Origin of the sequence: Limnohabitans sp. Rim11 (assembly GCF_001269365.1) — a bacterium.
Taxonomy (GTDB): Bacteria; Pseudomonadota; Gammaproteobacteria; order Burkholderiales; family Burkholderiaceae_C; genus Limnohabitans_A.
On record NZ_CXOM01000004.1, the window covers coordinates 234,435 to 249,899 of the forward strand.

The following is a 15,465-nucleotide window of genomic DNA, read 5'->3' on the forward strand; positions in this document are numbered from 1 at the left end:
CTTTCTAAATAGGTTCAGTCGATGTTTGCGTTAGACCTTACTTGGTCAACACAAAGCCTTTGAGTTTGCCGAATGCGCCATCCACGAGCGATTTTTGTTGCTCTTGGTGGAGATGTGAGTAACCCACAGCAGGCGATGCGGAAGCTGCACGGCCGGAGTAACCCAGGCGCTGACCTTCTGTCATGTTCTCGTGGATGTAATGCTGAACAAAGAACCATGCGCCTTGGTTTTGTGGCTCGTCTTGCGTCCACACCAACTCTGTTGCGTTGGGGTACTTTTTCAATTCGGTTGCGAAAGCTTTGTGTGGGAATGGGTACAGCTGTTCAACGCGCAAAATAGCGGTGTCGTCGGCGCCCAGTTCTTCACGCTTTTTGACCAAGTCGTAATAGACCTTGCCTGAACACACCAACACACGTTTGACCTTGTCGGCCTTGAGTGCTTTGTTTTCAGGGATCACGGTTTGGAAGCCACCTTTGGTGAACTCAGACAAAGGTGATGTGGCATCTTTGTTGCGTAGCAAAGACTTCGGTGTGAAGATGATCAATGGCTTGCGCAAATTGCGAACCATTTGACGACGCAACACGTGGAAGATTTGGCTGGCGGTGGTTGGCTGAACAATTTGCATGTTGGTGTCTGCAGCCAACTGCATGAAACGCTCCAAACGTGCTGAGCTGTGCTCTGGGCCTTGACCTTCATAGCCGTGTGGCAACATGAGTGTCAGGCCATTCACACGGCCCCACTTCACTTCGCCAGAGGCAATGAACTGGTCAATCACCACTTGAGCGCCGTTGGCGAAGTCGCCAAACTGAGCTTCCCAGATGACCAAAGTATTGGGATCGTTTGAGGCGTAGCCATATTCAAAACCAAGCACCGCTTCTTCTGACAAGATCGAATCGATCACGACAAAAGGTGCTTGCTTGTCGGCCACATTTTGCAAAGGCACGTAAGTACCGGTGTCCCACTTCTCACGGTTTTGATCGTGAATGACAGCGTGACGGTGTGTGAAGGTGCCGCGGCCGCAATCTTCGCCTGACAAGCGTACTGGATAACCACTTGCAACCAAGGAAGCAAAAGCCATGTGCTCGCCCATGCCCCAATCGACGGGGATGTCGCCACGGCCCATGGCTGCGCGGTTGTCGTAAACGTTCTTCACCAATTGGTGAGGCGTAACGGAACTGGGTAATGTGGTGATTTTTTCAGAGATGCGCTTCCACTCGGCCATGGGCAATGCGGTGCTACCGGCATCGGTCCATTTTTGATTCAGGAAAGGTGCCCAATCAACGCTGAATTGTGTTTTGAAATTGGTCAACACCACTTCTTCATCGGTGTGCTTGCCAGCATCCAATGCAGCGCGACACGCTTTGACCATGTCATCACCCAATGTGTCACCCAAACCTTGCGATGACAAGCGATCGGCGTACAACTTGCGGGTACCAGGATGGGCCGCAATTTTCTTGTACATCAAAGGCTGTGTGAGGCTAGGTGTGTCTTGCTCGTTGTGACCCAATTTGCGGAAGCAAATGATGTCGAGCACCACGTCTTTTTTGAAGGTCATGCGGTACTCAAGTGCAATTTGAGTGGCCAACACAACTGTTTCTGGATCGTCTGCATTGACGTGCAAGACAGGCGCTTCAACCATCTTCACGATGTCTGTGCAATACACGGTAGAGCGCATGTCACGTGGGTCAGACGTGGTGAAACCAATTTGGTTGTTGATGATGATGTGCACTGTGCCGCCTGTGGAATAACCACGGGTTTGGGCCAATGCCAGCGTTTCTTGGTTGACGCCCTGGCCAGCAAAAGCCGCATCGCCGTGCACCAACACGGGCAGTACTTGCTTGCCATGAGGATCAGCACGACGGTCCATACGCGCACGCACAGAACCTTCCACCACAGGATTCACAATTTCAAGGTGTGAAGGGTTAAAAGCCAAAGACAAGTGAACAGGACCACCACGGGTGCTGATGTCGGAGCTAAAACCTTGGTGGTATTTAACGTCGCCAGAAGGCAAATCTTCAGGGGCTGTGTGATCGAATTCGGCAAACAAGTCTTTGGGCAATTTACCCAAAGAGTTGACCAACACGTTCAGACGACCGCGGTGAGCCATACCAATCACGATTTCCTGAACGCCTTTTTCACCAGCGGACTGAATGAGTTCGTCCATGGCAGCAATGAAGGTTTCACCACCTTCCAATGAAAAACGTTTTTGACCTACGTACTTGGTGTGGAGGAAACGCTCCAAGCCTTCGGCTGCGGTTAAGCGGTCGAGAATGTGTTTTTTCTGATCTGCGTTGAAGTTGGGCTTGCTGCGAATGCTTTCCAACTTCTGTTGCCACCAGCGCTTTTCAGCTTGGTCGGTGGTGTACATAAATTCTGCGCCCAATGTGCCGCAATACGTTTCGCGCAATGAGTTAAGCAATTCGCGCAAAGGCATTGATTTCTTACCAAAGAATGTGTTGCTGGTGTCAAACACTGTTTCTTGGTCGGCATCGGTGAAGCCGTAAAAAGCGGGGTCGAGATCTGGAATGTTGGGACGCTCAGTGCGCTTCAAGGGATCGAGGTCGGCCCAGCGTTGGCCCACATTGCGGTAAGCCGCAATCAATTGTTGGGCAGCGGTACGCTTGCGACCCATTTCGGCGTCGTCACTGGCCATGACCACTTTGGTGCCACCTTGTTTTGCGCGCTCGGCAAAAGCATTGATAACTGGCAAATGGGGAACGTCTTTGGCGGAAGAGCCATCAGCTGCGGGAACATGTTGCAAGGCGTCGAAGTACTCGCGCCAGCTGTCGGGAACGCTGCCTGGATTGGCCAGGTAGTTCTCGTACATTTCCTCGACGTAAGGCGCATTGCCTCCGAAGAGATAGGTGTTGCCTTGGTAGGCGGTGTAGACGGACTTTGTCTCACTCATATTTCGCTGACCTTCGCTCCCCTTCAGGGAACATTAGTTGGTGGATTTACCTTCCGCGACACGGCTGAACCGGTTGGCGGATGCGACTGTGGCATAGGAAGGGCCTAAGTAACTTGCGGATTATCACATTGATTGGGGCTTTGCGGGTGTTTTTTTATGGCAAAACGGGGAGAAATTGCTTTCTCCCCGTCAGGCATTTGTCAATTAACCTTCCTTCAAACTTTGACCAAATCAGAGATTTGGAGCAGCGCAGAAGGGTCGTCCATGGTGGTGAGGTCGCCAGGATCGCGTCCTTCGCAGACGGCTTGAATTGCACGACGCAGCAATTTGCCGCTTCGGGTTTTGGGCAAAACTGACACAAAACGGACGCGGGCGGGTCGCGCAACGGCGCCCAAGGAGGTGTCGACCACCTTCATGATCTCGCCTTCTAGCTTTAGCAGCGCTTGCGCATCATTGAGCAATGCGCCGTCTTTGAGCACGGCAAACGCCATGGCCACTTGACCCTTGAGGTTGTCGGCCACACCCACCACAGCCACTTCGGCCACAGCAGCATGGCCAGAAATACTCTCTTCAATTTCGCGTGTGCCCAAGCGGTGACCGGCCACGTTGATCACGTCATCGGTGCGGCCCAAAATAAAGAAGTAACCATCTTCGTCTTTGATGCCCCAATCAAAGGTGGAGTAAACCATCTTGCCCGGCACGGTGGTCCAGTAAGTTTTGACAAAACGATCGTCATCTCCCCAGACAGTTTGCAAACAACCTGGTGGCAAGGGTCCCTCGATGGCGACAACACCCTTTTGATTGGGTTGCGTCAGCTCTTCACCGGTTTGATCGTCCAACAACTTCACGTCATAGCCATAAACGGCCTTGCCTGGGGAGCCAAACTTGCTAGGCGTTTTTTCAATGCCGTTGCACACCGTCAAAATAGGCCAGCCAGTTTCGGTTTGCCAATAGTTGTCGATGATGGGCTTGCCCAAGCCTTCAGAAATCCACTTGGCTGTAGGCTCGTCCAAGGGCTCACCTGCCAAGAACAAAGCCTTCAAACTGGACAAGTCATATTTGCTAAGCAACGCAGGATCTTGTTTTTTCAAAACCCGAATGGCCGTGGGTGCACTGAACATCACGGTCACTTTGTACTTTTCAACCAAGCTCCACCAAATGCCACCATCTGGGCGTGTGGGCAGGCCTTCGTACATGATGGTGGCCATACCGCCAATCAGCGGGCCATAGATGATGTAACTGTGTCCGACCACCCAACCGATGTCGCTGGTGCAGAAAAAAGTTTCGCCGGGTTTGCCGCAGAAAATATTGGGAATGCTAGAAGCCAAGGCAACGGTGTAACCGCCGGTGTCGCGTTGCACGCCCTTTGGTTTGCCTGTGGTGCCTGATGTGTACAGGGTGTAGCTGGGATGCGTGGCATCCACCCATTCGCAGGGCACCACATCGTTCAGGTGTTTGTCTCTGAGGTTGGACCACAAAATGTCACGGCCTTCCGTCATTGCCATTTTGGCAAGGCCACGGTTCACCAAAATCACTGAATCGGGTTTGTGCGCTGACAAGCGAATGGCTTCATCCAACAAGGGCTTGTATTCGACCACTTTGCCGCCGCGTGAACCTGCGTCGGCACTGACAATGACTTTAGGGCTAGCGTCTTCAATGCGCGAAGCCAAGGAACCAGAGGCAAAGCCACCAAACACCACCGAGTGGATGGCGCCAATGCGTGCGCAAGCCAACATGGCAAATGAAGCCTCTGCAATCATGGGCATGTAGATCAAGACACGATCGCCTTTTTTCACGCCCAAAGACAACAAGGAAGCTGCCATGCGCTGAACTTCAGCATGCAACTGCTTGTAGGTGTACGTGATTTCTTGATCTGTTTCTGTCGAGACGAATATCAAAGCAGCTTGGTCGCCACGGTCTTTTAAGTGACGGTCAATTGCGTTGTGGCACAGGTTGGTTTCGCCGTCCTTGAACCATTTGGCAAAGGGGGGATTGCTGTAGTCGCAAATTTCTGTGGGCGCTTTGTGCCACTCAATTTGTTGAGCTTGTTCAGCCCAAAAAGCATCACGATCCTTGATGGAACGTTGGTGAAAATCTGCATACTGACCCATGGTGTCTCCTAAAGCTTTAGACCGGCATTCAATGCACGAAACTGCAAAGAATGAGGGCGAGCTTTGCCAACACATTAGGTCATCAGGGCTCGCCTTCTGAATTCATAATTATTCATGAGGGACTTGCTGCAAACTGACTTTGCACCGATTGGCCAGCCTTGAAAAAGGCTTAAACCAAAGACTTGATCCAAGTTTGAACTTGCTTAAAGTCTGGATTTTCGGCAGAACGCAACCATTCAAATAAGACCATTTCAGTGGTCAGCAATTCGGCACCGGCGCCTGCCAATCGGTCAAAGGCTGCATCACGGTCACGGTCGGATCTAGAAGCGCAGGCATCTGTGACGACCCAAACATCAAATTCGTCTTCGAGCAAGTCAAGTGCTGTTTGCAAGAGACAAACATGCGCTTCACAACCCGCAATCACAATGGATGGACCGTTTTCTGGCTCAGGGGGTTTTTGCAAATGCCGAGGCAAACTGCGTGCATTGCCCTTGGGTACGGCGGGCACCGGTGGACTCAACCACTCTCCCAAACCCTCCTCAACAGCACTGAAAGCCATCTTGGCCAACACTTTCTGACAGTATTGGCGGATCTCTGGCGATGTTTCACCCAAACCCGATGGATTTTGTTCAGTGGCCCATACCGGCACGTTCAACAATTTGGCAGATCGCGCCAACACCTCAGCGCGTTGCCACACCGCTGCAGCGTCTTTCATGGCGGGCATTAATTTCAATTGGTAATCAATCAGAACCAATTGAGAGGATTCGACTTCAAGCAACATAGGGCTACCTTGATACTAAGTAATTAAGATTCTCTGCCAAAGACACAGCGGATCGCTTGTGAATTAAGCAGTGATGGCATTAAACTGACAAGTTATGCGCTTGATTCTATGTGGACTCCTCTTTCTGACAACGGCAGCCTGGTCGGCTCCCGCTGAGGACGATCTTGATCGCATGATCAAAGACCGTGGTTTGGTCACCCAAATCACCGACCAACTGTCTCAACAAATCAGCAACCAATTGGGCGGCCCCCTTCAATCGGCTCGCAATACCTTTGGCGGACGCGCCTCAGAACTGGTCATCCAAGCCATGGGCCTTTTGGGAGTGCCCTACAAACGAGGCGGCACCTCTGAAGAAAAAGGCTTTGATTGCAGCGGCTTTGTTCGCCATATGTTCGAAAAGTCGGTGGGCTTGGTTCTGCCGCGCAGAGCTGAAGAGCAAGCCAAAGTGACAGAAGAAATCAACCGCAGTGAACTCAAACCCGGTGATCTGGTGTTTTTTAACACCATGAAACGCACCTTCAGCCACGTTGGCATTTACATTGGAGACGGCAAGTTCATCCATGCACCCAGACCCGGTAAATCGGTTCGAGTGGATGACATGCGAGAAGCCTATTGGCAAAAAAGATTCAATGGCGCAAGGCGGGTTCAATCGGACAAGTTGCAAGCTGAACCTCTTCAAAACTAATCGCCACCTAAAAAACCGCCCGAAGGCGGTTTTTTTTAGAACAACGCAGTTTATTTTTTGGCAGGTGGCAAGTCAGTACAACTGCCATGCGCCACTTCCGCAGCCATGCCAATGCTCTCGCCCAAAGTGGGGTGTGGGTGAATTGTTTTACCAATGTCAACCGCGTCAGCACCCATTTCAATGGCCAATGCAATTTCACCAATCATGTCGCCTGCATGGGTACCCACCATACCGCCGCCCAAGATCTTGCCGTGGCCATGCGCCTCGGGTGAATCGTCGAACAACAACTTGGTGACACCTTCATCACGACCATTGGCAATGGCACGGCCAGAAGCCGTCCAGGGGAACAAGCCCTTCTTGACCTTGATGCCTTGTGCTTTGGCTTGGTCTTCCGTTAAGCCAACCCAAGCCACTTCGGGATCGGTGTAGGCCACACTCGGAATGACACGTGCATTGAAAGCACTGGCCGCCAATTCTTTGTTGCCTTGAATTTCACCCGCAATCACTTCGGCTGCCACATGCGCTTCGTGCACAGCCTTGTGGGCCAACATGGGTTGACCCACGATGTCGCCAATGGCAAAGATGTGCGGCACGTTGGTGCGCATTTGAATGTCGACGGGAATGAAGCCACGATCGGTCACGCTCACGCCTGCTTTGTCTGCGGCAATTTTCTTGCCATTGGGTGTGCGGCCAACCGCTTGCAAGACCAAGTCATAGACCTGGGGCGCAGGTGCAGCCACGCCCTCCTCTGCAGATTCAAACGAGACTTCAATGCCATCTTTGGTCGCTTTAGCACCAACTGTTTTCGTTTTGAGCATGATGTTGTCAAAACGATGCGCATTCATTTTTTGCCAGACTTTGACCAAATCGCGGTCAGCACCTTGCATCAAACCGTCCATCATTTCCACCACATCGAGGCGTGCGCCCAGCGTGCTGTAAACGGTGCCCATTTCCAAGCCAATGATGCCGCCGCCCAAAATGAGCATGCGCTTGGGAACTTCTTTCAAAGCCAAGGCACCGGTGCTGTCGACCACGCGCGGATCGTTGGGCATGAAAGGCAGACGGACCGCTTGGCTGCCTGCTGCAATGATGCAGTTCTTGAATGACACGACTTTTTTAACACCGGTTTTTTCTTGACCTGTGCCGGTGGTTTCTTCAACGACCACATGATTGGCGCTGACGAATTCACCCACGCCACGAACTGTGGTCACCTTGCGCATCTTGGCCATGGCAGCCAAACCGCCAGTCAATTTGCCAATGACTTTTTCTTTGTGTGTACGAAGTTTCGCGATGTCTACTTTGGGAGCGCCAAAGTCAACACCAAGATCGGCCATGTGGCTCACTTCGTCCATGACGGCCGCCACGTGCAACAAAGCTTTGGAAGGTATGCAACCCACGTTCAAGCACACACCACCCAAGGTCGCGTAGCGTTCAACGATGACCACCTTAAGACCTAAGTCGGCTGCGCGGAATGCAGCGGAATAGCCGCCAGGGCCAGCACCCAAGACCAACAAGTCGCATTCAATGTCAACGGTGCCGCTGTAAGAGGCAGCATTAGGAATGCTGGCAGCAACTGGGGGCGCCACCTGAGTTGCAGGTGCTTTAGCCGCAGGTGCGATGGCTTGCGCAGGCGCTGCAGGTGCAGTCGTGGGTGCAGCGCTAGCAGCAGCCTCGCCTTCCAAGACCAACACCACAGAGCCTTGCTTGACCTTGTCGCCCAACTTCACTTTGAGCTCTTTAACCACACCGGCTTGAGAGCAAGGAATTTCCATAGAGGCTTTGTCAGACTCAACGGTGATCAAACTTTGTTCGGCCTTCACCACGTCACCAGCTTTCACCAGCAACTCAATGACTGCCACTTCGTCGAAGTCGCCAATGTCCGGAACTTTGATATCAACTAATGCCATGGTTCAGCCTCTCAAAGAAGAACACGGCGGAAGTCGCCAAGGATTTGACCCAAGTACGCATTGAAGCGTGCTGCAGCGGCGCCATCAATCACGCGGTGATCCCATGTCAATGACAAAGGCAACATCAAGCGCGGAACAAATTGCTTGCCGTCCCAAACGGGTTCGTGCGTGCTTTTGCAAACACCCAAGATAGCCACTTCAGGCGCATTGATGATGGGCGTGAAATACTTGCCACCAATGCCACCCAAGCTAGAGATGGTGAAGGTCGCGCCTGTCATTTCTGCGGGGCTTAACTTGCCATCACGCGCTTTCTTGGCCAACTCACCCATTTCTTGGCTGATTTGCAAGATGCCTTTTTTGTCGGCATCTCTAATGACTGGAACCATCAAACCATTGGGTGTGTCGGCAGCAAAGCCAATGTGCCAGTAGTTTTTGTAGACCAAGGCATCACCATCCAAAGAGCTATTGAACTCTGGGTATTTCTTGAGTGCGGCCACACAAGCTTTGATCAAGAAAGCCAGCATGGTGACTTTGACGCCAGACTTTTCGTTCTCTTTGTTGGTCGACACACGGAAGGCTTCCAGCTCCGTAATATCGGCATCGTCGTGGTTGGTCACCGCGGGAATCATGATGGCATTGCGCAACAAGTTGGCGCCGCTGATCTTCTTGATGCGGCCCATTTCTTTGCGTTCAATGGGACCAAACTTGGCGAAGTCAACTTTCGGCCATGGGATCAATCCCAATGCGGCGCCATCGCCACCAGCAGGCGCCTTGGCTGCTTGTGCTTTGGTTTGAGTGGCGCCGGCCATCACCGCTTTGGTGAAGGACTGGACGTCATCTTGGGTAATGCGACCTTTTGGGCCATTGCCTTTGACTTCTTCCAAAGGCACGCCCAGCTCACGCGCAAACTTGCGCACTGAAGGCGATGCGTGCGGCAAGCCTAAAGTGGATGCGCCAGGATTGTGAGCAGGTGCAGTCGTTGCGGCAACAACTGTTGCAGTCACAACTGCAGCTGCGGGGACTGCTGTAGGCGCGGGCAAAGGCACACTAGCAGCACCGGCCACAGGTGCAGCAGCAGCAACGCTGCCTTCCAAAATGGCCAGCAAGTCACCGATGTTGACCTTGTCACCAATCTTGACTTTCAGCTCTTTCAAAACGCCGGCTGCGGAGGACGGAATCTCCATTGCAGCTTTGTCCGACTCCACCGTGATGAGCGACTGCTCCATCTTGATAGCGTCACCTGGTTTGACAAAAATTTCAATGACTGCAACATCTTTGAAATCGCCAATATCAGGGATGTGAACTTCGACAGGGCCGCTGGCGACAGGTGCCGAAGCAGCAGGTACGGCAACAGATGCAGCAGCGACAGGTGCGCTTACTGCTGCTACAGCAGGCACACTTGCTGGCGCAGCAGCAGCAACTTCCCCACTGGCCTCCACCATCAATACCACCGAACCTTGTTTAACTTTGTCGCCCAACTTCACGCGCAGTTCTTTCACAACGCCTGCTGTTGAAGATGGAATTTCCATCGATGCTTTGTCAGACTCAACGGTAATCAATGACTGCTCGGCCTTCACGGTGTCACCCACCTTGACCAACAGTTCAATGACGGCCACTTCATCGAAATCACCGATGTCTGGAACTTTGACTTCTACCAATGCCATGTGTGTCTCCAAATCTTTTTGATCAAGCGTACAAAGGATTGACCTTGTCGGTCTTGATGCCGTATTGCTTCAAAGCTTCTGCAACTTTGGCAACTGGCACAGCGCCCTCTTCGCTCAATGCTTTGAGTGCGGCCACAACGATGTAATGGCGGTTGATTTCAAAGTGCTCGCGCAATTTGCTGCGGAAATCGCTGCGGCCAAAACCATCGGTGCCCAGCACTTTGTAAGTGCGGCCCTTTGGAATGAAGGAGCGAATTTGCTCGGCGTAGTTTTTCATGTAGTCGGTGGACGCAATGACGGGGCCGTCATGCTTGGCCAACTGTTGCGCCACAAATGGCACACGCGGTGTTTCCAATGGATGCAGCATGTTGAAACGATCTGCATCTTGACCATCGCGCGTCAGTTCGTTGAAGCTTGGGCAGCTCCACACGTCAGCGGCAATGCCCCAGTCTTTGGCTAGCAACTCTTGTGCAGCCAATGACTCACGCAAAATGGTACCAGAGCCCATCAGCTGAACGCGTGTTTTGTTCTTGCCGCCAGCTTTGCACAAGTACATGCCTTTGATGATTTGCTCTTCCGTACCAGCAGTCAGGCCTGGCATGGCGTAGTTCTCATTCAACAAAGTGAGGTAGTAGAAAACGTTGTCTTGCTTTTCCACCATGCGCTTGAGGCCATGGTGCAAGATGACGCCTACTTCGTGTGCGAAGGTGGGGTCGTAGCTGATGCAGTTAGGGATGGTGCCTGCCAAGATGTGGCTGTGACCGTCTTCGTGCTGCAAACCTTCGCCGTTCAACGTGGTACGGCCTGATGTGCCACCCAACAAGAAACCGCGTGCTTGCATGTCGCCCGCAGCCCAAGCCAAGTCGCCAATGCGCTGGAAGCCAAACATCGAGTAGTACACGTAGAACGGCACCATGATGCGGTTGCTGGTGGAGTAGCTGGTGGCCGCTGCAATCCAGCTAGACATACCGCCCGCTTCGTTAATTCCCTCTTGCAAAATTTGGCCAGCTTTGTCTTCCTTGTAGTACATCACTTGGTCTTTGTCGACTGGCGTGTACTGCTGACCTGCAGGGTTGTAAATACCGACCTGGCGGAACAAACCTTCCATACCAAAGGTACGGGCTTCGTCTACCAAAATAGGAACAATGCGTGGGCCTAAAGCTTGATCGCGCAAGAGTTGCGTGAGGAAGCGAACATAAGCTTGTGTAGTAGAAATTTCACGGCCTTCGGGCGTGGGTTCCATCACGGACTTGAAAACATCCAATGAAGGCACGGTGAAACTTTCATCGGCTTTCGTACGGCGATGTGGCAAGTAACCGCCCAAGGCTTTGCGGCGCTCGTGCAAATAACGCATCTCAGGCGTGTCATCAGCGGGTTTGTAAAACGGCACTTTGGCCAATTCACTGTCGGGCACTGGAATGTTGAAACGATCGCGCATGTAGCGGATGTCTTCGTCAGTGAGTTTCTTCGTTTGGTGAACGTTGTTTTTGCCTTCACCAGCTTTGCCCATGCCAAAACCTTTCACGGTTTTGATCAACAAAACAGTTGGTTGGCCTTTGGTGTTCACAGCTTGGTGATATGCCGCATAGACTTTTTGAGGATCGTGACCACCGCGCTTCAATGACCAAATTTCATCGTCGCTCATGTGCGCCACCATCTCTAAGGTGCGTGGATCGCGACCGAAGAAATGCTTGCGAACATAAGCGCCATCGTTGGCCTTGAACGCCTGGAAATCGCCGTCCAAGGTGTCCATCATGATTTTGCGCAGCGCACCGTCTTTGTCGCGTGCCAAGAGTTTGTCCCACTCGCTGCCCCACAAAAGCTTGATCACGTTCCAGCCTGAACCGCGGAACTCGCCTTCGAGTTCTTGAACAATCTTGCCGTTTCCGCGAACAGGACCGTCCAAACGCTGCAAATTGCAATTGACCACAAAAATCAAGTTGTCGAGGTTTTCGCGCGCTGCCAAACCAATGGCACCCAAAGACTCGACTTCGTCCATCTCGCCGTCACCACAGAACACCCACACTTTGCGGTTTTCTGTATTGGCAATGCCGCGCGCGTGCAAATACTTTAAAAAGCGCGCTTGATAGATGGCCATCAAGGGGCCAAGACCCATGGACACTGTGGGGAACTGCCAAAACTCGGGCATCAATTTGGGGTGTGGGTAGCTAGACAAACCTTTGCCATCCACTTCTTGGCGGAAGTTGAGCAACTGCTCTTCTGTCAAGCGACCTTCTAAATAAGCACGGGCATACACACCAGGCGATACGTGACCTTGGATGTACAAGCAATCGCCGCCATGGTTTTCGCTTTCTGCGTGCCAGAAGTGATTGAAGCCCGCGCCAAACATGTGGGCTAATGAAGCAAAGGAGCCAATGTGACCGCCTAAGTCGCCACCATCTTCGGGGTTATGGCGGTTGGCCTTGACCACCATGGCCATGGCGTTCCAGCGCATGTACGCGCGCAGGCGTTCTTCAATTTCAATGTTGCCTGGGCAATGCGCTTCTTGATCAGGCTCAATGGTGTTCACATAGCCTGTATTGGCAGAGAACGGCATGTCGATGCTGTTCTCGCGGGCATGTTCGAGGAGTTGCTCTAATAAGAAGTGAGCGCGTTCGCCGCCTTCTTTTTCAATCACGGCGGACAAAGCGTCCATCCATTCACGGGTTTCAATGGCGTCCAAGTCTGAGAGGACGTTATTTGGCTGAACGGCTGACATGTTTGTCTCCTTTGTAGGCCGTGGTTGATCTATTTTTTCGAAATTCTCTCACAATCTTTCAAATATTTCAAATGGTGCTCAATGATTTTGTATCATGAAATTTAATGAAAGGGTAATACCATAAACTTAAGGGAATGAAGACGCAAAACGTAACTCAAGTCATCAAGACGATACAACCTCTTTCCTGGTGGCGAAGGTGGTGGAAACGCCAAGGTGCAGCTAAACAAGACCGTTTTGCAAGTTTGGCACCCATCGCGTCAGTGGTTCTCTTTTTTGGCGCTATTGTTTTTTCTTTTGGCTATTTGCGCGTCGAAGAAATTGACAGGGAACAAGAAGCCGTTAAACGAGATGTCGAGTACGGCCAACAAAGGCTAAGGCTTCGATTGCTTGAACGCCAAGAGCAAGTGATGCGTTTGGCCAGAGACATTTCAAACAAGGATGTCGATGTCAAAGAATTTGGCAGGCGCGCAGAAACAATGGTCCTCAAGAATCCAGAAGTTCAAACACTGGCATGGATCGATGACAAAAGAAAAATCATTGCGAGTCAAACTGCGCCAAGCATTGTGGTTAGCTTGAAATGGCGAGTGGGCGATGTGCTGAAGTGGGGTGAATCGGAAAACAACTACAGTCTGGCCAGAGACTTGATGCAACCCATTTACTCTCAAGAAGACGATGGCATCTTTTCGATTGGCAGCAACAGCATCGGTCAAGAAAATTACGCCAGAAACATGGTGCTTCAGTTGCATACACCCTTGACCAACTCCCAGGGTCGCTTCAATGGTGTGATCATGGCCGAATACAACGTTGAGAGTCTTTTGAGGTATGGCGTGCCCTCAGAAATATTGGCCAAATACGCGGTGTCTTTGTTAGACAGTGAAGGCAATCTAATTGCTGGCCAGTCCATCCCCAAAAGAACCAACATTTGGAATTTCATCCCTGGCATTCATGCTGAAAACAATGAATACGAAGTGCCCGTTTCACCTGTTGGCAATGGCTTGATATTACGAGCACAAGCCTGGCGAACCTCGCAAGATTTGGTGGGAAGTGGCTTGTTCTGGTTGGTTGGCGCACTCAGTGTATTGACCGCATGGATGTTGATCGGCAATTGGCGACACACCAGAAAAAGACAACAGACGCAAAAGGAATTGGTGGCCGAAACCAATTTCAGACGCGCCATGGAAAATTCAATCTTGACCGGCATGCGCGCCCTCGATATGGAAGGTCGAATCACCTATGTTAATTTGGCTTTTTGCCAAATGACGGGTTGGGATGAAAGTGAATTGATTGGGGCTGTTGCACCCTTCCCTTACTGGCCCGATGAAGATCGCGATATGTTGATGGTTCGCTTAGAGGAAGAGCTCAGCGGAAAGAACACATCAGCAGGCTCTCAAGTCAGGGTCAAGCGCAAAAATGGCTCTATTTTTGATGCACGCTTGTACGTCTCCCCTTTGATCGATGCCATGGGACAGCAAACGGGCTGGATGACCTCCATGACCGACATTACCGAACCCAACCGGGTTCGCGAACAATTGGCAAGTTCCTACGAACGATTCACCATTGTGTTGGAAGCCCTAGATGCCTCTGTGTCAGTCGCCCCTTTGGGCAGCTCAGAGTTGTTGTTTGCCAATAAACTTTATCGGCAATGGTTTGGAACGGATACGCAAGGTCATTTGAATTTGGTTGAAAAAGCAGGCATGTTGGATGTTCGCAGTACCGAATACGAGATGGACGATGTCGATGCTTTGGCTGGCTTGCCCACGGAAAGCTTAACCGTTGCACCTGCCGAGCGGGCGGAAATTTATCTAACCCACTTAGACAAATGGTTAGAAATTCGAACGCGTTACATTCATTGGGCAGACGGAAGACTGGCGCAAATGGTCATTGCAACAGACATTACGGCAAGACGTCAGGCAGAGGAATTGGCTTTTCAGCAAGCCGAGCGTGCTCAAAATGCTAGTCGTCTCATTACGATGGGAGAAATGGCCTCCAGTGTTGCCCATGAGTTGAATCAACCCCTCACCGCCATTACCAATTACTGCAACGGCATGTTGTCTCGCATCAAGGGTCAGCAAATTCAAGAGGCCGATCTGATTTGGGCTCTGGAAAAGACGTCCCATCAGGCACAACGTGCGGGGCAAATTATTCACCGCATCCGATCTTTCGTGAAAAGGAGCGAGCCCAACAGAACCGAATCGGATGTGGTCAACATGGTGGATGAGGCCGTTGAATTAGCCGAAATTGAACTTCGGCGTCGAAATGTTCGTTTGTCACATTACGTAGCGGCAAGGCTGCCCAGACTCAATGTCGATCCCATCTTGATTGAGCAGGTTTTGGTCAATTTAATGAAAAACGCGGCGGAATCGATCGATAACGCAGAACGCCCGCTTGGCAAAAGACATGTTGAGTTGAGGGTTGTTCCCAAAGTGGTGGACCACCAAAATACAGTCCATTTTGCCGTGACAGACACCGGCAAAGGCCTCCCGCCCGAGGTGATGGACCGGCTCTATGAAGCCTTCTTCTCGACCAAAGTAGAGGGCATGGGGATCGGGCTAAATTTATGCCGAACCATCGTCGAGTCCCATCAGGGCAGAATTACGGCCGAGAACATCTACAATGCCGACGAAGTAGTGGGATGTTGCTTTTCGTTCTGGATTCCAACCTCCTCTACCCTTTGATTGATCAATGAAGCG

The 15,465-nt window shown here is 51.6% G+C and carries 8 protein-coding genes; 2 read left to right on the forward strand and 6 right to left on the reverse strand.

The genetic code is table 11. From position 1 onward, the window contains the following. Positions 1–37: 37 nt before the first annotated feature. The 3 genes from AMM03_RS12145 to AMM03_RS12155 all read right to left on the reverse strand — a co-directional run bounded on the left by AMM03_RS12145 (position 38) and on the right by AMM03_RS12155 (position 5,800). Positions 38–2,908, reverse strand: a complete 2,871-nt coding sequence (locus tag AMM03_RS12145; RefSeq protein WP_090131972.1) for a 2-oxoglutarate dehydrogenase E1 component — start codon at positions 2,906–2,908, stop codon at positions 38–40. Positions 2,909–3,123: 215 nt separating this feature from the next. Further along, on the reverse strand, positions 3,124–5,019 hold the full coding sequence (locus AMM03_RS12150; RefSeq protein WP_090131974.1) for a propionate--CoA ligase: 1,896 nt from the start codon (positions 5,017–5,019) through the stop codon (positions 3,124–3,126). A gap of 169 nt (positions 5,020–5,188) precedes the next feature. Then, on the reverse strand, positions 5,189–5,800 hold the full coding sequence (locus tag AMM03_RS12155) for an isochorismatase family protein (protein WP_090131975.1): 612 nt from the start codon (positions 5,798–5,800) through the stop codon (positions 5,189–5,191). Between the two features lie 172 nt (positions 5,801–5,972). On the opposite strand from AMM03_RS12155, the gene AMM03_RS12160 reads away from it, so the two are divergent. After that, on the forward strand, positions 5,973–6,485 hold the full coding sequence (locus AMM03_RS12160; protein ID WP_228764691.1) for a C40 family peptidase: 513 nt from the start codon (positions 5,973–5,975) through the stop codon (positions 6,483–6,485). A gap of 50 nt (positions 6,486–6,535) precedes the next feature. Here AMM03_RS12160 and lpdA read toward each other — a convergent pair whose 3' ends face one another. The 3 genes from lpdA to aceE are packed head-to-tail and all read right to left on the reverse strand — an operon-like array spanning position 6,536 to position 12,775. Further along, a complete protein-coding gene (gene lpdA, locus AMM03_RS12165; RefSeq protein ID WP_090131978.1) occupies positions 6,536–8,392 on the reverse strand; it encodes a dihydrolipoyl dehydrogenase in 1,857 nt (618 codons plus the stop codon). A gap of 11 nt (positions 8,393–8,403) precedes the next feature. Next, entirely contained in the window at positions 8,404–10,056 is a 1,653-nt protein-coding gene (aceF, locus tag AMM03_RS12170; RefSeq protein ID WP_090131980.1) for a dihydrolipoyllysine-residue acetyltransferase, read from the reverse strand. A gap of 22 nt (positions 10,057–10,078) precedes the next feature. Beyond that, positions 10,079–12,775, reverse strand: coding sequence for a pyruvate dehydrogenase (acetyl-transferring), homodimeric type (gene aceE, locus AMM03_RS12175; protein WP_090131982.1), 2,697 nt, complete (start codon positions 12,773–12,775; stop codon positions 10,079–10,081). A 134-nt stretch (positions 12,776–12,909) separates the two neighbouring features. Between aceE and AMM03_RS12180 the strand changes: the two genes are divergently transcribed. Next, on the forward strand, positions 12,910–15,450 hold the full coding sequence (locus AMM03_RS12180) for a PAS domain-containing sensor histidine kinase (RefSeq protein ID WP_090131984.1): 2,541 nt from the start codon (positions 12,910–12,912) through the stop codon (positions 15,448–15,450). The last annotated feature ends 15 nt before the right edge of the window (positions 15,451–15,465 follow it).